Source organism: Candidatus Nitrosocosmicus agrestis (assembly GCF_008389435.1).
Taxonomy (GTDB): Archaea; Thermoproteota; Nitrososphaeria; order Nitrososphaerales; family Nitrososphaeraceae; genus Nitrosocosmicus; species Nitrosocosmicus agrestis.
The window spans coordinates 72,187-90,877 of the sequence record NZ_VUYS01000017.1 but is presented as its reverse complement, the minus strand read 5'-3'; the positions used below and the strand labels follow the sequence as shown (position 1 = coordinate 90,877).

Below are 18,691 nucleotides of genomic sequence, written 5' to 3'. Positions count from 1 at the left end.
CTGGACAGGTTTCTGAAAAGATTGTGAGAATAATGAAAAAAGAGTTTGAAAAGAAGGATGGGAATTTTTTTCCCTGGCTACATCAGCGATTAGGTTTTTGGCATGAGGATAATGAATTCGAGTTTCTGTAGTTTTGGTGGATTTTGCAATAACATACAAGAAGGAAAGTTGTAACTAATTATATTTACATAAAATATATTTAGCATGAAACACCTGAGGTTTGGTTTGTCTTCACAACTTAAGGTAACAATATTTCCATCAGCACAAGGATCTTTGTAAAAAAATAGTTTTTTTCTATAGATCCTAAATGTCGTCGAAGTTAATTTAAATTATTGTTATACATTCCTTTTAGCAGTAGAATTCAAAATTTGTCTCAGATTTGTCAGATTCCTTTGTTCAAAGAATCTGTTTAGAAAATAAAAATCATGATTGAAATAATTGTTGAACTTATTCTTGAATCTAAGATAGTGTTAATATATTTGATACCTTTATAGGATTAAAATATAGGAACAAAGACGTTAATAAATATTAGGTGACAAAAGGATAGAATTTGTGTACAAAAATTATTTAATTCTATTTATTTGTTCAATCTAGCAGCATGCAGTCAATGTTTATGTAAAAATTAATTCCGAATATCCAAGTCGATGTGTTATTGCGGGTCTAAATATAATAAAGATAAAATAACTCTTGCAACAATCTTTATTGAGCCCTGATTGAAACTTCACAAAGTACTTTCTGTGGTAGGTGCTAGACCCAATTTTATAAAATTAAAACCTATTCACGATGCTATCAAAAAGGATTTGAACCATGAAATTATTCACACAGGGCAGCACTATGACTATAGAATGTCTGAAATTTTTTTTAAGGAGTTCAAATTACCAGATCCGGATTACAACTTAGAAATCGGTTCCCTTTCTCCAGGCGTTCAAGTAGGAGAAATGATCAAAAAAATTGAAAAAATATTGACTCAAAATAACTATGATTTAGTCTTAGTATATGGAGATACAAATTCAACATTTGCTGGAGCCTTTGCGGCAGCTAAAGCCAACATCAGAGTAGCACACATAGAATCCGGATTAAGAAGCTTTGACAGGCGAATGCCAGAGGAACTTAATAGAATCTTAACTGATGATATTAGTCAATATCTGTTTACATCGACAGAGACATCATTCCGTAATCTAAAGAGAGAAAATGTATTTGGAAAAATTTATAAATCAGGAGATTTGTCCGTAGAAATTATTGATGAGGCAAAAAAGTTAGCACTCAATTCAAAAATTACAAAGGATATGAATTTGACTCCTAAAAATTATGTGATATGTACTATGCATCGTGCTGAGAATACCGAGAGCGACGCAAGTTTTATTTCTCTAATAAAAGCATTCACCAATTTATCAGAATTCCAGATAGTGTTTCCAATTCATCCAAGGACTGAAAAGATTTTAAAAATTAAAGGGATTTATCAAAAACTAAAGAGTTGTGAGAACGTATTACTGATTTCTCCTATGGGATACATTGACTTTATCCATTTGGTTAATAATGCAAGCAAGGTCATAACCGATTCAGGGGGCTTACAGAAGGAAAGTTATTTGTTATCTGTCCCTTGTATAACAATTCGCCGAAACACAGAATGGACAGAAACTATAACTGAAGGTTGGAATGTTTTGACCGATACTAATACAGAGAAAATAGTCACTGCCGTTAAGAAATGGGTTCCTGAGAATAGAACCCCAAATCCAATTTTTGGAGATGGATATACTTCTAACACAATAAAAAAAATCCTCCTTAACGAGATACTCTGTTAATATCCCTAAAATCCTATTTTAAATAGAAATTCATATTTTATTTATTTATATTTTTTTCTTAATCAAAAATCATTCATGATCCCTAATCAAAATGATCTATTTGTCACCTTTTTTGCTTTAGAGGAGTACGTCGATAGTACTTTCTAACATGGGGGCGATACAAATAATATATTATTACAGAGTTGTAAATTACCCCCACTATTGAAATAAATTGTCCATTGACTATATTCAAAAGATAACCGGCTGCCCCAAAGCCTGATAAGACTAGCAATAACGACCAAGACCACTTTAGACCTTTGTATAACCCAACCGCAGCAATTAGTGAAGTTATTCCCAATATCATCAAAAATGCCGGACCCATTAAAAATACAGGACCATAAGGCAGTAACAAATTGAAAGCATAAAGCGACATTAACAGTAATAAAACCCCACTAATGGTGGTTAAAACGGCTACAATTAAAATTCCTCGGGGTAATTTCTTAACTTCATTTTTTCCCTCAACCACATTTTGATCTGAAATCCGTCGGAATATAACCTTTTAATCAGTCAACTATGTTATTTATCTGATAATTACAATAATCTTAAATAGATATTAGACTAAGAATTTCAATGGATTCAAAATTTAAAATTTTTTATATATTGATGCCACTTTCGTGCCTACTTCTAATTTTAACCGTGTCAGCAGTCACCTCACTAAGTAATGCAGAGAGCATTGTAATACCAGATCAAAAACCCACTATAACCACCACAGGTACCGCAGAAAGAGATGTTTCTTCAGATGAATCTAGAATATCTTTGGCAGTTGAAAACACAAATGCAAATGCCAATACTGCCCGCAAAAATAACGCCGATAAAATGGATGAAATAGTAAATGTGTTAAAACAAGCAGGCTTAACAGAGGAAAATATTACTACTTCAAGTTTTCAGATAACTCCAAATTACGATTATGAAAACAGTAACTACGACAGAATAATTTCTTACACTGCAATAAATAAAATTGAACTAAAAACTTCAACAAATGCAAATATCTCTCAGTTTATTGACCTTGCAGTTAATGCCGGAGCCAACAGAGTAGAAAACATAGATTTTGTGGTTTCTAAAAAAACACTAGACAAGATTAATCTAGAATTATTAGATCAAGCTTTCAGAAGTGCCAAAGAAAAAGCTGATGTATTAGCACATGTAGGAAACTTTAGTATACTAGGGGTTAAAGATATAGATACAAGTTCAGATACTTCCTATACACCTCCAACATTCTTTTATGACAATTTTGCTGCGAATACAGCGGAAAAAGCTCCAGGACCTTCAACTCAAATTATTCCACAAAAAAATAAGATAATGATATCTTTACCTGTCGTCTTTTACATTAGTAATCCAGTGGTGGATTAATTAATTGATAGATTGATTGATATTACCATAGTTCTTTCTTAAAACATTTTTTGTTTTTTCTGGCTCTGTTAACTTCTCGAAAAATCTATAGCTTGAAGATGTTGTATCTATTTCCACATGGTTATCAAAAGAAACAAAGAACATCTTCATTAGATATCGATGACCGTGCATTATATTTGTATTTTCTTGGCTTATCGACTAGATGTGTTGCCAAAGCATTGTTATTCTTACATAATGTTAAGAGAAGTCATGTTGCAATCTAGAAGTGGATTCAAAAAGGTCATTTCAGAAGCACATCCTCAAAGAAGAGAAGGAAAATTTATGAATTCATAGTTGATAAAACATTACTTATCAAGGTTGGTCCAGAATTAATATGGCTTTGGATTGCAATCAATTGAACCAGAAAGTCATCAAATTCTAGCACTTTTTTGCCAAAGGAATAACTCAAGAAAGAAACATGTTTGTTGCCGAGAGGTTTCTATCGGGGTTAATTAGGATTCATGGAAAACGTACTGTATCGAACGATGATGAAAGAACCTGGTATCCGCAAGCTTGTAGATTCCTTTCACTAGAACATCACAATCATTATTTTTTTGACAAAGAAGAGAAAAGCATCATTGAAAGAACAATCCAATACATCAAGGTCAGAACCGAAAGTTTCGAGGACTACTTTCAATGTAGAATGAAGAATTGCAAATTAGCGCATGTATAGAATTGGTTGCGGTTATTTGTCGACAATTATATCAAGGAGATTAAAACTTCTAAGTGAACAGAGCCTTCAGAATAGTTATAACCTCAAGCTGAAAGTTTATCTTGATATTCTATAATTCGTGAACTTACAAAACTATAAAATAAATAGAATAAGAAATCCCGTCAACTAATAGATATTTATTGAATGAACAATCCTATCAAATAACCCCTATAATCTTAAATATGATTAATTAAATGTAACTGCCATAGGGATATTTGGTGAATAAAAAGTTATTAGAAATCCTAGTTTGTCCTTTTGATAAAGTAACACAGTTGGACTTGATTGAATTCAAAACTAATTCTGGTGCATCACAGGAAACAAATACTTCTCCAAACAAAAAAGATGCAAGTAATTCCAATATATCAGAGTCAAAAAAAAATCAAAACATCACTCATACTCAAGACATAGAAAATCAAAGAACTGTAACAGCAGAAAAAACAAACATTGTGGAAGAAGGCTTGCTTTTATGCAAAGCCTGTTTGCGTTTTTATCCGATTATAGAAGAGATACCAATAATATTACCAGACGATTTAAGAAATAAGAAAAAAGACATTGAATTCTTGAAAAAATGGAAAGAATTAATCCCTAAAGATCTTATTAATAACCTAAAGCCTTGGACAGTATAAATTATTGTTCAATATGCTCTTCACATTTTTATAATGATTTGATTTGGCGGATACAAGGTATGTTGCTATTGAAGGTACTTTTTCTTATTGATTTCACATCATATTTAAAGAAATCTAAATAACAATTGCGCTTTTTCACATCTGAAAAAAAATTATTCAATTCGTTTGGCAATCTTTAAAACAAATATAAAAAGATGTTCAATTCTTTTGCGTTTAAACGGATACAAACATGTTAAATACACTTTATAATATCATATTGTAGGAATAATAAGATAATGTGCATAATCAATAAATTGTTTTGTTCTGATTTTGATAATTTAGCCAACCCCAAACAACCAAAAAAATTTCAAAAAAGTAGACTTTTATATTTGATTATTTCAAATTTATCATGCAAATAAAAAGCAACCAGTTTTTGCTCACATTCTTTTTAATTGTGTTTTTTGTTTTTTCGCCCTTGTTCATTGCAAATTTGATTAGCACAGCATATGGACAAAGCCAAATTATACCCTTTGATATAGGCGACATTGCAACTAAAAAATATGCTACCAGCACAGATAATTTAAGTAATATTACTTTACACCAGAGTGATGAAGTAAATCCCTGTAATATGCCACCTTGCCCTCCTGGTCAGGCCTGTATTCAAAGCTGTCCACAATAAAAGAACCATCACCTTTTTCTAGCGTGCAAGTATCTATTTTTTTAGCATCATCTCTTCCAGGGACAAATTTTGGACAAGTATCGAATATTTATATTCCCTTAATTCTAGTTGTTTCTCACATATAACAAGGGCTCTTTTGAATTGTCTTTATCTCCAGTAAAATAACCGTGGCCATTTCCATCACATGATGTGCCCGACAATGACGCTTGGCTCATTAAACCACTTCGAACTTCAGTCAGAGACGCATCTGGATGTGAGGCCATGTATAATGCTGCTGCACCTGCAACATGCGGAGATGCCATACTAGTCCCACTCATTGTTGCATAACCATTACCTTTGTAGGTAGAAAAGATTTTGGCTCCAGGAGCAGCAAAATCAATAACTGAACCATAGTTGCTAAAGCTAGCAAGTGTATCGTCATTGCCATAACCTGTGCTAGGGCCTTTTCCCCCGCATTTTCCATCGCTATCGGCTATTGCTGAAACTGCTAGTACATTTGGATTGTTAGCGGGAGAAAAAGTTCTTGCATCTTTTCCGGCATTGCCACCTGCTACCACAAATACAATCCCAGCTTTAACCGCGTTGTTAATTGCCGTATCAAATGCAGAGGATTTACACTCACATCCGAGGCTCAGGTTGGCAACTTCAATTTGATTTGCATACGAAGTAACATAATCAATTCCTTTAATTACAGTGGATAATGGTCCTGCACCTTTGCTATCAAGCACTTTTATAGCCCATAATTTTGCACCAGGAACTACTCCGACAGATCCAATAGAATTATCCTTTGCACCAATTATTCCTGCAACGTGAGTTCCGTGCCCATTATCATCATTAGCTGTTGGTGGAGTACTGGTCTTAAATAATGATGAATATCCACCGCTGCTACTACTTGATACAAACGATTTTTGATGATAAACGTTTAAATCAGAATGTTTAAGGTCAATACCAGAGTCTATAACCGCCACGTCAACCTCAACACTTCCAGCTCCATTGCCAGATTTAGTTGAGCTCATATCTGCATCAATTCTATTAATTCCAGTTGGCAATGTTTGAGCAAAAGCCTGGGTCATTACATCATTTTCTACATGGTCTACCATTGGAAGTCTCTCAATAGCTTCAATTACCTTGTCATTTGGCACCTTAATTGCAAGGCCTTTCAAAACATTCTCATATATTTGAAGCAACTCCACTCCCTGAAGTTCAACTCTACCTGAAATGTCAGAAATAAATTCAGATATGTTTGTATCATCATCCTTTAAGACTACAATATATTGATTAGGAATTATTTTTCCAGGAGCTACATCTGATGCTGTTAGCAATGATGAAGGGATATCGTTGTAATCAGCAATTAAAGGAAGGGTAACTGGCACCATTGAGTACAGTTGTTTAAATCCAGTACTTTCATTGTCTTCTTGTTTTTGTTCATCTGCCGTATCATATCCAGATTCTTTAACAAGATTTGAAGGAAATGGGAGTGATTCATAATAAGGCATATCACGGACGATTTTATCATCACTATAACCATCATTATTCAATTCATCAGCCAAAGAAAATTTATTCGTAGGGCCTTCATCATTCCCACTTGTGGCATCTTCGTCAGATACTGAATCAAAAGTATCGATTTTATCAGAGATTGAATAATCTTTTGAACTTGACTCTGGCTCTGAATTTGAAGTATCTCCACCGATTTTAAAATTGAAATTAAGAAAAGGGATTTCAGGAAATGCAAAATCAAAAGCATTAACAAATTTCACAGAGTTATTAGAACTAAATAAGCTTAATACAATAATTGAAAAAATGATGCAGATCTCCATTTGTTTCTTGCTTCTGCTACTCACGTTTGTTATTTACAATTTAATAATTTATGTAATATTGAAGACTTTAACAATTCATGGTTAAGGTGATTTATTATGTTTGAGTCAACAAATACCTATTACTGATAGACTGTTATACTAAATTTATCCAATATATCAAATTCTGATTCTAAAAATATGTTATTCAACAAAAAACAAAATTGATCCTTAGAACCATCCCTTTATCTAGTCTCTACCAAGTATTTGCTGCCACCTACCACATGATTTATTCTATGGAAAATAATTATTTAAGGTAGATAAATCAGAGATAAATAATCTCATTCAAGGAGATAAAATTCACTTTAGATAGTAATCGTAATTTATTATTTCCTCGAGTCCAAAGATTTTTGGAGGACGGAAAAGGATCTCTTGTAACAATTTTTTGTCAATGAATGTAGTACACGAACCTTATTATTTCCGTGTAAGAAAATGACATCTTATCGAGATTAAAGGACCGCCAAACATGAGGAAAAAGAAATCAGAAATCTTGTATGGTTCCGAAAATGCCGTTGGAAGGGGTGTAGAATTTATGCGTAATACGGAATCAAAAATGGATATTACTTTTGATTATAAAGCCCCTTCCATCGTTGTAAGAATTCCTCAATACCGCGAAGGCTATTTAGACATCCTAAAGAGAGGAGGAATAATTAGGTGTATCACAGAAGTTACACCAGATAATATTGGCGATTGCAAAGAACTACTAAATTTAGTCACTGAGTTAAGACACATGGATGGAATGAAAGGTGGAATTGCAATTAATGAGTCAGAGTACATGGCTACAACAGTTCTAAAGCAATCAAAACCATTGACTGAAGTTATTTACAGTAATGCAGAGGAACTGGTAGCCCAAGGACAATACATATTCGATACTATGTGGAAAAATGCAATTCCTGCAGTTAAAAAAATTAAAGAAATTGAAGAAGGAAAACCTTTAGAGTACATAACCACGATATTAAGTAGATCGGATGGGTCCTTAAATGAATCTTCTCTGCAAGAATTTTTCTACAGAATAAAGAAAGTTGACGTAGTTGCCTCCTCAGAGGGGTTGAGTAGAGCATATGATTTTTTCCGCACGTTAAATGACAATTTAATAAAAGAGGTAAAAAATTCCGGCATTAAGAAACATCTGAGAGTATTGGTTGAAGTATCTAAAGACAACATACAGGTAGTAAAAAAATATATTAATTCAAATATTGAAGTACGGCATCTAAAAAAAGAACCGACAATTTACTTTTCGGTAACCGACCATAACCTTCTAGCTACTATAGAACAAATGGAGAAAGAGGACACAACCGAAAGCGTGCTTTACAGTAACGATCCCCAATACATTAATCGATTTAAGACTATGTTTGAAAGGTTATGGAACGACAGCAGATCCGCAGAAGAGGTAATTGGTTTAATTGAAAATAATGAAGTTGTACCCGTGCTTGAGACCCTAGAAAGTTCAGAAAAAACACTCTTACTGATTAAAGAATTGATTTTATCTGCAAAGAATGAAATATTAGGAATACTTCCAACTTTTGACGCATTCCAAAGGCAAGTAGATTATGGAATGTTTGATCATATCAAAAAAGTTTCTCAAGAAAATAAAATTATCATCAAAATTCTCGTGACAGATAACATAGATCTTCCTGATGGAAAAGGTGATAGAAAAATAGGCAAAAACAACAAGCACTCCATAACTATCCGAAGAAAGAACGTCAAAAAGACTAATTCAGGCAGCGATGATAATGAGTTTACGATTGATTCAATTGAAGGCTTGACAATAAGATCAATAAACAGTCAAAGCATTAGGCCTCAGCTTGGCCTAGTAATAGTAGATAGATCTAAATCAATTATTGTAGAATCAAAAAAGAGCAAGTCCGAAAAACTAATCGACCATATTGGTATGTCTTCTTATTCGAATAGTAACCACATATCAGAATCTTATGGGACAATTTTTCTAGCACTTTGGAACTATTCAACAATGTTTGATTTAATGGAAAAATCGTATAAACGCCTCAAGATTCAGGACGCTATGCAAAGAGAATTTGTGGATATTGTTGCTCATGAACTTCGAACCCCTCTTCAGTCTATATTGGGTCTAACTGATGTTGTAAAAGAACGTACACTTGAGGTTGAAAATAAAAGATTGCTTGAGACAGTCAAAGAAAATGGGGCTCGATTATATAGATTTGTTGAAAATGTGTTAACTGCTACAAAATTAGAGGGACTTTTCTCACAAATTCCAAGAGAAGTCTTTGCATTGGATATCTTAATTAAAGAAATAGTTAAGAATTATGAGGCAAAATTTCAAAATATTGACAAGTTATCCATCCCAAAAATAAAAGAAATTCATTTTGATTTGAAAGGGTTTGATAAAGAGTATAAAATACATGCCAACAAGTTACAAATTTCGATGGTGATAACCAATCTAATAGATAATGCCGTTAATTTCATACCGTCAAGAAAAAAAGGAATAATATCAATAGTCTTAGAACAGAAAGAAGATCATGTAATAGTACATATAATGGACAATGGCGAAGGCATTCATCCAGAAATCTTACCCAGGTTATTCACAAAATTTGCTACTAAATCTTTTTATGGTTCAGGATTGGGGCTATACAATTGTAGGAAAATTATTCATATGCATAATGGAGGAATTTGGGCGCAAAACAATCCACGTAAAGAGGGGGGAGCAATATTTTCGTTCCAACTTCCACTAATTGTTTAACTCTCATTTCAGTACTTTATCACCATATTATTCTTTAATCGTTGATTTTATTTTTTATTCGAGATGTGTATTTATATACACACATTCTGATTATTCAAGTATTATTAACAGGATTAATTGAAAGTATACTCTTGAACGATATGCAAACCCATGGAGTTGACATCCTCTGTTTATTTAAAGATTTTATATGTTACCGTATTTTAGTAAGATTATGTCTACTATGAAATCAACAAAATAGTCATGCATTTTCGGTGTTATTACTATTAAATAAATTATACCATGATAAAAAACTCTTTTTAACTAAAAATTCTCAGGTCTGCTGATTTTTACCACATGCTTTGACTTCTGTCGTTTGGATAAGTACGTTGCCTTTCCGTTCTACTATTTTAAAATTAACACCTTATGTATTGATAAATGTCATCAGTTCATTACGTTGTCAATTCTTTGAATTATAGCCATTTCGTAAGAGAATTGTTTAGTTACTTGTTAAGGTAATAAAAAAACTCGGGTATAATAATTTTCCAAAAACGGTTTGATACGCAAGATCTGAAATGTCAAAGAAGTCTAATTCTGTTTCTAAGGAATTGATAAAAGATGTACTACTTTTACCATGAAAATTTTGATCTTTGGATACTTAGGTTATGTGTGATGGTAAACAAGTAACAAACAATATATTTGCACAAATTAAAAAATGACTTATTCATTGTTTTCTCAATAGCATACCTTGATAATTAAAATTATATCCAAATACGATACTTTCCTGTTTCTATCAGTTTTAAGGCAGATATTTCCTGATAAACTAGTTCATGTTTTTAAACAAAGTACAGTAAGAGAGAATCTGGTAATTGTAGAACCAAATAAAATAGCGATATCATTCAAAGTAATTTAATTATCTAATTATTAATTTCTTGCCGGATAGCATTTTATATCGTAAAATACATGGGGTGCCTTTCCCCAATTTTAATAAAATTTTGTTATAGATTATGGAAAGAAGTTATATGATATTACTTTGAAGTATTGTCCTATTCTTGTATCAGTAACAGGTTTTTTGGTAGTATATCTTATTCAAGACCTATAAAGTAATCCGATTAAGTTATTATGGCACAGTAATACCACATATGTTCAAGTATTAGATGTATTTAACAAATACAGCTATATGTCTGGATGAACAACTACACAATTTTGCCAATGTGGATTTTTTATTTTAATATTGTAACTTCCTCTTAAATTTTTTATAAAGATCCTCATGGTAATATTACCTACTTAAATTATTTTATTTCCTAAAAAATTTCCACTTCAATATTTTTGCATTGCTAATGTATTGCATTAAACTACTGCACATATTTTCATATTTTATCAGAACTACCACTCAACTATAAACCAGGGGGATATATACACTTCCATAAACAAGTTTTCATAATCGGTAAATAATGTACTATGAATGATATAAGAACATATTTTAAGACAGAATTCATTTAATTCAAAATTACAGATGTTTTCTTATAATTTTTACCAGTCTTAATTATCAACTCAACATGTGGATTTGCTGCAAAGTAAGGGAGAAGGTAAGATCCAATAAAATTAGAGCTTTATTTTAATAAAATCCAGAAAGAGAAAGAACTTATTAACCTTGAAATAAAAAAAGGGTCTTATTGTTGACCTAATGCGTTGTTTCCGTCATTTAAGTTAAATGACAAAGCAACGTTGTTACATGAAGCTGTTGTATCGTTACCAGAACCACAGCTTGATGATTGTAATGTTTCTGTGTCTTGACCTATTCCTTGCAGTGCTCCATTCGATTTTATATTTTTCTTGTCATGGTGGTTGTCACCAGTTGCAAAGGCTTTGTTGTCGATATTGCTGATTGCAACGATAGAACCAACTAATGCTGCTGCAACAAATATTGAAAGGACTGACATTTTAATTTTCTTATCCATGCAACATTTATTGATATATTATATAATTGGATTGTTTAATCTGATTCTGAAATAATCTTACTAAATTAGATTCTTTAAAAAGATTTTGTAATAGAAGTACTTTTATTCTCCATATTTTTATAAAGATTCAACCAGAAAAAAGTGTTAAAAGGGAATTCTGAAGGCCATGAGAAAATCTATAATTTCTCTTCATTCTCTTTGTTACCCTTAAGTAATTCGATTTGCTTTAGGAGTAGTTTAATAATTATTCTCAATGTTTTTATCGTTTCATCTTTGATCTTTCCGGATTCAACTGATTCAAGGTATTTTGCATGAATCGGAAGTAGTGGTTTAAGTTTTTCCACTTCTATAATTCTCTTGTTTTGTTCTTCTAAAAATATCCTGTTTTTTTCGATCATACAATTTTGTTTGTCAATTGTCTTGGATTTTTCTTCAATTATTTCGTCAAATTTTTCTATTGGTATTGAAATACCGTCAAGTCTATCGATAACTGTGTTAAAATGGCTAAGAAATGTGTCTAGATCAATATTATTTCTAAAGCAATGCTCTTGCAGGCGAAATAAAGTTTCACCGGCCTTTTCATAAGATACGCCGCAAGAATCAAGATTGTGGTGGAATCTGATTGCTCTTCCAAATTGTAAATAGTCAATCCCATTTTTGTAAAGAAATCTCGCTATTTCTCTTGCATTATTAACAATTCCATATTCTCTTTCAAATTGTGCGGTAATTGAGCTAACAGAACCTTCAGATATATCATTATTCTTCGCAATTATACGTCTTGATAATCCGCCAAGCCATTCTTCTATTACTTTTTGCTTAATGTTTAAAGCAATCATGGACCTGTATCAAATTTTTTCCTTATAAGACATTAAATCAGGTAATCATTTCAAAGGTTAGACTATTATGCAGTGAAAAAATGACCAATTTTAATCTTGGATTTGACGAATATTTGACAACTTTTTGACCGTTTTAGATGTCTTGCAAACTTATTTGCCCTGTCTTTAGGTTTTCTAGACCTGCAAGGTATGCAAAGAAAAATCCTATTATTCAGCTTCTATTTGCAAAGCCCTATCTAAAAATTTTAAATAGCACTATTTTTAGACTTGATTATTGAAAAAAATTCCCTTCCTTTTCATATTTCTAATAACTGCATTTTCAACATTGCCTGCACTGTTGCCTATCAATATCAGCCATGCACAACCACTCTCTTCTCAAGATGACTCTCCTCCTCAAATAACTTTGCCGTCAGGGCCCATAATATCTGAAGCAACAGGACCCAATGGAGCCCAGGTTACTTATGATGTCAATGCAAAAAATGCCACTGGCGCCCCAGTTGAAGTCATTTGTTCACCATCCTCGGGTAGTATATTTGGATTAGGTAGCACAAGAGTAGAATGTAGGGCCGTTGACAATAACGGAAATGAAGCGGTTGATTCATTTGATGTTACAGTCCGTGATACAACACCCCCGACTTCTCAGATTGGTGTTGTGAAGACTAGTTGGATGGGATTGCTCAATAATAATGATCTCACAAACGCAGACGACATTGGATTTCAATTTAATGGTTCAGATTTAGTAGGGATAAAAGGTTTTGAATGCAAATTAGATAACGGAAATTGGCGTCCTAGCACAATACAATATAATTCCGATAACAATGCTGGCTGTTATTACATGAATTTGGATTCAGGAAGTCACTTATTCCAAGTAAGAGCAATTGATACATCAGGAAATAAAGAAATCCAACCGCAACAATTTTCTTGGACCATTATTCCTCTCGCAGATGCCATAGTTAATTTAAGAGATTTTGTGTCCACCATAATTCTTCCTAACAATCTCAAGACTGAATTCGTGGATTCATTAAACAACGCACTAGGAAACATTCAAAATGATGGGAGTTATGATCATTTGATATGCGAATATCTCGATTCTTTTGCATATAAATTCTCTACTGCCACCGTTTTGGATGCATTTAACCAAGATGTCACAAATTTCGTGGACAACTCCTTTACAACTATTAGAGATAGAACAGGTTGCAATCCACCTACAATCAGTCTAGAAAATGAGATTACCGTAGATGAAGGGCTAAATAGAATTAGTTTGGATGCCTCTGGAAGTTTTGATTCAAAAGATGGCAAGAATCTGGACTACCAATGGGAACAGATTGCAGGTCTTTCTTTAAACCTGTATAATTCGGACAGATCACGCGCCTTCTTCGATACCCCAGTTTTGGATGGAACATCAAATCAAATTGCATTTTTCAAGGTTACGGTAACAGACCAAAATGATCTTTCTTCAGAAAAAACTATCAAAGTAACGATAAGAAACTTGGAACCAGTTAATCAGCCACCTGTAGCCGAAAGACAAAGCGTAACAGCAAATACGGCTGATCCTACACAAATAACACTCAAAGCCACTGACCCACAAGGTAATGCTTTGACTTATTCCATAGTCTCTGACCCAAAATCAGGAANAGTTAATCAGCCACCTGTAGCCGAAAGACAAAGCGTAACAGCAAATACGGCTGATCCTACACAAATAACACTCAAAGCCACTGACCCACAAGGTAATGCTTTGACTTATTCCATAGTCTCTGACCCAAAATCAGGAACCATATCAGACTTTAATGAAGATACAGGTATCCTTACATATACTTCCAACGATGGCTTTACAGGACAGGATAGATTCACATTCAAAGCCAACGATGGTGTTGCAGACAGCAATACTGCACCTGTGGTAATAACAGTGAATCAAGTTAATCAGCCACCTGTAGCCGAAAGACAAAGCGTAACAGCAAATACGGCTGATCCTACACAAATAACACTCAAAGCCACTGACCCACAAGGTAATGCTTTGACTTATTCCATAGTCTCTGACCCAAAATCAGGAACCATATCAGACTTTAATGAAGATACAGGTATCCTTACATATACTTCCAACGATGGCTTTACAGGACAGGATAGATTCACATTCAAAGCCAACGATGGTGTTGCAGACAGCAATACTGCACCTGTGGTAATCAGAGTATCAAATGCTGAAGCCCCAGTTGAACCTGATTCATCCAGCACCAATGACGATGACGACACTTCAAGCAGTACACCTCCACCAACATCTGACGATACATCTGGAGATGACGACACTTCAAGCAGTACACCTCCACCAACATCTGACGATACATCTGGAGATGACGACACTTCAAGCAGTACACCTGACGGAGAATCTACCTCAAACGCATCAGTCCCCCCAGCAAACCCACTTGATCCATTAAATAATACCACCGGTGTGTTTTCGGATGGATTCCCTGGCTTTGCAGAAAACATGAAAAACCTATTTGGTAGATAACAAGACAGTATTTACTCCGCACCTAAAACATTCTCTTTTTTTATTGATCAATTTTTTTCCAATTATTAGTAGCAGAAAAATAACTCTATAACTTGCCTCATACTTGAAATATTGGTTACATATTTTCTTTACAAATTTATATCGAATTATAGGCTTATTATCGAACTCTACCTTTGTTACTTACATTTGTACAATCATGAAATACATTGGGCCAACCCCATTTGAGTGAGAAAGTAGCATTACAAATGTACCAAAATATGAGTAATTCTTTTATACAGGATGAGTCACGATATCGTACTTGCTAAGGATTCACCTGATAACTCTTGTTTTCATAATTTCTTTGGTTGTTCTTTCAAATATGATTTATTTCTATCTCCAGCAAACAAATGAAAAGGATGCACTAAAAACTCTACTAATTCAGCATATATCAATGCAGAACCAATCAGGAAAATCCATTGCAAACGGGATTAGTTCAGACCTAAACTCGATCTACAAGATGATAGAAAATGTAGCACATATCCAAGCGTTAAAGGAAAAATTTAATTCTAATATTACAAAAGTAGACACCAATACTCAAGACATAGATCTGATAATAAACTTCTTGGATGATCAAATAAATAGTACATACCATGACCTGAGTAAAAAAGCAGATAGAATGTACATATTAAATAAAGACGGTATTATAATAAGTAGCTTTGCTCCAAAAGGAGAAGACCTATTTTTAGGGATGAACTTATCTTTTAGAGAATATGTCAAAGACACGGTTGAATCCAAAGAACCAGTGTTTTCAGGGGTTTTTGAAGGACCTGATAGAAAAACCAGAATTGCAATAACTTTTCCAATAATAAATAATACTGATTCACTCCTTAATTTAGGAGCAAGAGTTGATGATACCGCCAACAATAACTACTTTGCCAATAACAAATCAGAAAGCAACTTCTTGGGTCTTGTTGCTGCATCGGCCCCTGTCTCTGAGATTTTTGAAAAATTCGGAAATATTTACAATATCAAGAGTCAATATCTCGTAGGATATGATAAGAACGGTACTATAATTATTAGCCCTAGAACCGAAAATATAGGTAAAAATTTTAATGATCCGGCTATACAAGCAGTTACCAACAGTAATGGCGTATTTAACAGAATAATACACAATCTTCTTAACGGAAGTGAAGACCAGGGATTGTACACCACAGATCTTGGAGACAGATACAACACCGCCTATCCGATTATGATTGATGGGAAATTAGCTTATGGTATAGCGATAGTAACACCCACTAATTCGATATATGATGATATAAATGAAATAATGTATGTCGAAAGAATTCAAAGTATCCTCATCTTTTCAACCATGTCCGCGGGTGTAATAATTGTAGTTTTAATTTTGAGGAATTGGAACAAGGATATGGAAAAAGAGGTTAAAAAAAGAACTAATGAACTTAATGATGCTAATCAGAAGCTAGAAATTGTTAATGAAAAGTTAGTGGCTTCTGAAAAGTCTAAGGAAGAATTTATTTCGATGGTTAGTCACGAGCTTCGAACTCCTTTAATGCCCATAAAAGCATTTGCAGGCATGTTACTTAATCCTAAATACACTGGCGACATTAATGAAAAGCAAAAGAAGGCAGTAGATTCTATAATTAGAAACGTAAAATTGATGGAAAGACTTGTAGGAGACATCTTGGATGTATATAAACTTGAAATGAATCGGCTAAAGTTAACGAAGGAAAGTACAAGTTTAGATATCCTTATTGAAAATGCAACCAATGAGTTCAATGAAATAATCAAAACTCAGGACAGCGAGAAGGACATTGAGCTTGTCTCAGAAATAAAAATTAAAGAGGATTTAAAAGTAAAATGTGACCCTCAAAGGATTAATCAAGTCCTTGGTAATTTGATTAAGAATTCAATTGACTTTGTACCACCTAAAAATGGTAAAATCAAAATCCGTGTAGAAGAGTTTGAGAACATTCATCATAAAAACTTGGATTCAAGAGTAAATCCAAAAAAATTCGTTTTATTTTCTGTAGAAGATAATGGACCAGGTGTACCAACTGAAAAGATGGATGGTATGTTTAAAAAATTTTATCAGATTGATACTTCTATAACCAGAAAGCATGGCGGTACGGGTTTGGGCTTGGCAATCTGCAAGGGAATAGTCGAATCTCATGGCGGCCAAATATGGATAGAAAAATCCATTACAGGCGGGGCATCAATTAAATTCACTCTGCCTGTAGATTAATTATCTTTATCACCTTTTTCGATCTGTATTCTGAAGAGAATATTACAAATGTACCAAAATAACCTTAATATAGTAAAAATCGATAGTGATTGTTAATGAAGGTCCTTGTCATAGACGATAATGAAGAAACTCTCGAAGTTGTTTCGTTTTTTTTTAATGTAAATGGCATTGATTGCATTACTGAAAAAAGCGGCAAGAAAGGACTAGAAATTTTACAAAAAAATGATTTTGATTTGGTCTTGCTAGATTTGGCAATTCCCGATATGAGTGGCATCCAGATTTTTGATACTTTAAAGGATGAAGGTGTAGTTTCAAAGAAAAATATCATTATTTTTACTGCATCTTTTATTGACCAAAAAGAAGTACAAAGAATGCTTAACTCAGGTGCCAAAGGCATAATAAATAAACCTTTAGCGTTGAATGACTTGGAAAAGTTAATTGAACTACATTTGAGCGTTTAAATACTTGTTTTGCAATGGCTTCTGTTTAGGAACAAGAAGTGGATTGATTATTTCAAATGATTTCGATATATAGTAGAGTCTAACCTGATTGGATTGAACCATGATATGATCATACATTCAAATAACTTTAATTTAGTAAGCATACTTGTTTGCAATTATAATTATGGAGTATATCTATCAGAATGCCTTAATAGCATCATAAAGCAAACTCACAGACCTATTCAAGTTGTTTTTGTTGATGATGGAAGTAATGATAATTCTATCGAGATATTTAGAACAAAACTTAAAATGTTTAAAAAAGAAGGAATAGAGGTAAATTTTTTCTACTACCCTGATAATGGAGGTAGAATCAGATCATTAAATAAGGCCATCGAATTAAGCAATGGGAAGTACAGTACCATTGTAGATTCTGACGATATTTTATATGACAGATTTATAGAAATATCAAAATCAGAATTGGACAAAGAAAACGCAAATAATTCCAAGGTAGGGTTTGTTTATACAAATTTAGATTTGGTAGATAAATGCGGTAAAATAATTAGTCAAGGAATCTCTGAGGAATTTGAAGAAGAAAATGCATTGCTTAAAAGCTATATTCCAGAGTCTGGCTTGACATACACTAAAATATTAAAAGAATGTTATCCATTTGATTTATCAGTTAGAGTTGACACCAAACACCATAAATGGCAAAAGATAATCAAGGCGGGTTTGAAAGGAAAACTGATACCCTTAAGATTATTTAAATATCGTATGCACGACAAAAACACATCAGGTATTGGAAATAGGATTACTTCCGATCGTACAAGACTCATTGATAAATGGCATCCTCACAAAAGCACATGAAAGCCCAAATACTGTAAATATTCATTTCAAATGCATACATTGTTTTTTAATTAAAGAATCAAATCCATTCTTTTTTT

Annotated in this window: 14 protein-coding genes; 10 read left to right on the top strand and 4 right to left on the bottom strand. The window is 33.1% G+C overall.

The annotated features are described in order from the left end of the window. Positions 1-713 precede the first annotated feature (713 nt). Positions 714-1,802 carry a non-hydrolyzing UDP-N-acetylglucosamine 2-epimerase gene (wecB, locus tag F1Z66_RS11370; protein ID WP_149863743.1) on the top strand — a complete coding sequence of 363 codons (1,089 nt, stop codon included), beginning with the start codon at positions 714-716 and terminating at the stop codon, positions 1,800-1,802. Between the two features lie 103 nt (positions 1,803-1,905). On the opposite strand, the gene F1Z66_RS11365 is transcribed toward wecB, so the two are convergent. Continuing rightward, positions 1,906-2,307, bottom strand: coding sequence for a hypothetical protein (locus F1Z66_RS11365; protein WP_149863742.1), 402 nt, complete (start codon positions 2,305-2,307; stop codon positions 1,906-1,908). 137 nt (positions 2,308-2,444) lie between these two features. Here F1Z66_RS11365 and F1Z66_RS11360 point away from each other — a divergent pair, with 137 nt between their 5' ends. The 4 genes from F1Z66_RS11360 to F1Z66_RS11345 all read left to right on the top strand — a co-directional run bounded on the left by F1Z66_RS11360 (position 2,445) and on the right by F1Z66_RS11345 (position 5,226). Beyond that, positions 2,445-3,191, top strand: a complete 747-nt coding sequence (locus tag F1Z66_RS11360; protein ID WP_159357619.1) for an SIMPL domain-containing protein — start codon at positions 2,445-2,447, stop codon at positions 3,189-3,191. Positions 3,192-3,648: 457 nt separating this feature from the next. Then, entirely contained in the window at positions 3,649-3,903 is a 255-nt protein-coding gene (locus F1Z66_RS11355) for a hypothetical protein (protein WP_149863740.1), read from the top strand. 257 nt (positions 3,904-4,160) lie between these two features. After that, complete coding sequence (locus F1Z66_RS11350; protein ID WP_159357618.1) at positions 4,161-4,568, top strand: Trm112 family protein; 408 nt, start codon at positions 4,161-4,163, stop codon at positions 4,566-4,568. Between the two features lie 388 nt (positions 4,569-4,956). Further along, entirely contained in the window at positions 4,957-5,226 is a 270-nt protein-coding gene (locus F1Z66_RS11345) for a transmembrane 9 family protein (RefSeq protein WP_149863738.1), read from the top strand. A gap of 104 nt (positions 5,227-5,330) precedes the next feature. On the opposite strand, the gene F1Z66_RS11340 is transcribed toward F1Z66_RS11345, so the two are convergent. After that, on the bottom strand, positions 5,331-7,067 hold the full coding sequence (locus tag F1Z66_RS11340) for a S8 family peptidase (RefSeq protein ID WP_149863737.1): 1,737 nt from the start codon (positions 7,065-7,067) through the stop codon (positions 5,331-5,333). 478 nt (positions 7,068-7,545) lie between these two features. Here F1Z66_RS11340 and F1Z66_RS11335 point away from each other — a divergent pair, with 478 nt between their 5' ends. Next, positions 7,546-9,795, top strand: coding sequence for a sensor histidine kinase (locus F1Z66_RS11335; protein WP_149863736.1), 2,250 nt, complete (start codon positions 7,546-7,548; stop codon positions 9,793-9,795). A 1,649-nt stretch (positions 9,796-11,444) separates the two neighbouring features. On the opposite strand, the gene F1Z66_RS11330 is transcribed toward F1Z66_RS11335, so the two are convergent. Next, entirely contained in the window at positions 11,445-11,714 is a 270-nt protein-coding gene (locus F1Z66_RS11330; RefSeq protein ID WP_149863735.1) for a hypothetical protein, read from the bottom strand. Between the two features lie 194 nt (positions 11,715-11,908). Next, entirely contained in the window at positions 11,909-12,568 is a 660-nt protein-coding gene (locus F1Z66_RS11325) for a hypothetical protein (RefSeq protein WP_149863734.1), read from the bottom strand. Between the two features lie 274 nt (positions 12,569-12,842). Between F1Z66_RS11325 and F1Z66_RS11320 the strand changes: the two genes are divergently transcribed. The 4 genes from F1Z66_RS11320 (at position 12,843) to F1Z66_RS11305 (ending at position 18,614) form a co-directional block, all read left to right on the top strand. Continuing rightward, entirely contained in the window at positions 12,843-15,071 is a 2,229-nt protein-coding gene (locus tag F1Z66_RS11320) for an Ig-like domain-containing protein (protein WP_149863733.1), read from the top strand. Between the two features lie 358 nt (positions 15,072-15,429). Further along, complete coding sequence (locus F1Z66_RS11315) at positions 15,430-17,310, top strand: sensor histidine kinase (protein ID WP_149863732.1); 1,881 nt, start codon at positions 15,430-15,432, stop codon at positions 17,308-17,310. A 95-nt stretch (positions 17,311-17,405) separates the two neighbouring features. After that, on the top strand, positions 17,406-17,771 hold the full coding sequence (locus tag F1Z66_RS11310) for a response regulator (RefSeq protein ID WP_149863731.1): 366 nt from the start codon (positions 17,406-17,408) through the stop codon (positions 17,769-17,771). Positions 17,772-17,876: 105 nt separating this feature from the next. Continuing rightward, entirely contained in the window at positions 17,877-18,614 is a 738-nt protein-coding gene (locus tag F1Z66_RS11305; RefSeq protein ID WP_149863730.1) for a glycosyltransferase family A protein, read from the top strand. Positions 18,615-18,691 lie beyond the last annotated feature (77 nt).

What these genes read in the sequence shown, in the direction of transcription:
- F1Z66_RS11360 (WP_159357619.1), top strand. Translation starts at nt 2,445, where the DNA reads ATGCCACTTTCGTGCCTACTTCTAATTTTAACCGTGTCAGCAGTCACC.
- F1Z66_RS11355 (WP_149863740.1), top strand. Translation starts at nt 3,649, where the DNA reads ATGTTTGTTGCCGAGAGGTTTCTATCGGGGTTAATTAGGATTCATGGA.
- F1Z66_RS11345 (WP_149863738.1), top strand. Translation starts at nt 4,957, where the DNA reads ATGCAAATAAAAAGCAACCAGTTTTTGCTCACATTCTTTTTAATTGTG.
- F1Z66_RS11335 (WP_149863736.1), top strand. Translation starts at nt 7,546, where the DNA reads ATGAGGAAAAAGAAATCAGAAATCTTGTATGGTTCCGAAAATGCCGTT.
- F1Z66_RS11330 (WP_149863735.1), bottom strand. Translation starts at nt 11,714, where the DNA reads ATGTCAGTCCTTTCAATATTTGTTGCAGCAGCATTAGTTGGTTCTATC.
- F1Z66_RS11325 (WP_149863734.1), bottom strand. Translation starts at nt 12,568, where the DNA reads ATGATTGCTTTAAACATTAAGCAAAAAGTAATAGAAGAATGGCTTGGC.
- F1Z66_RS11315 (WP_149863732.1), top strand. Translation starts at nt 15,430, where the DNA reads ATGATTTATTTCTATCTCCAGCAAACAAATGAAAAGGATGCACTAAAA.
- F1Z66_RS11310 (WP_149863731.1), top strand. Translation starts at nt 17,406, where the DNA reads ATGAAGGTCCTTGTCATAGACGATAATGAAGAAACTCTCGAAGTTGTT.
- F1Z66_RS11305 (WP_149863730.1), top strand. Translation starts at nt 17,877, where the DNA reads ATGATCATACATTCAAATAACTTTAATTTAGTAAGCATACTTGTTTGC.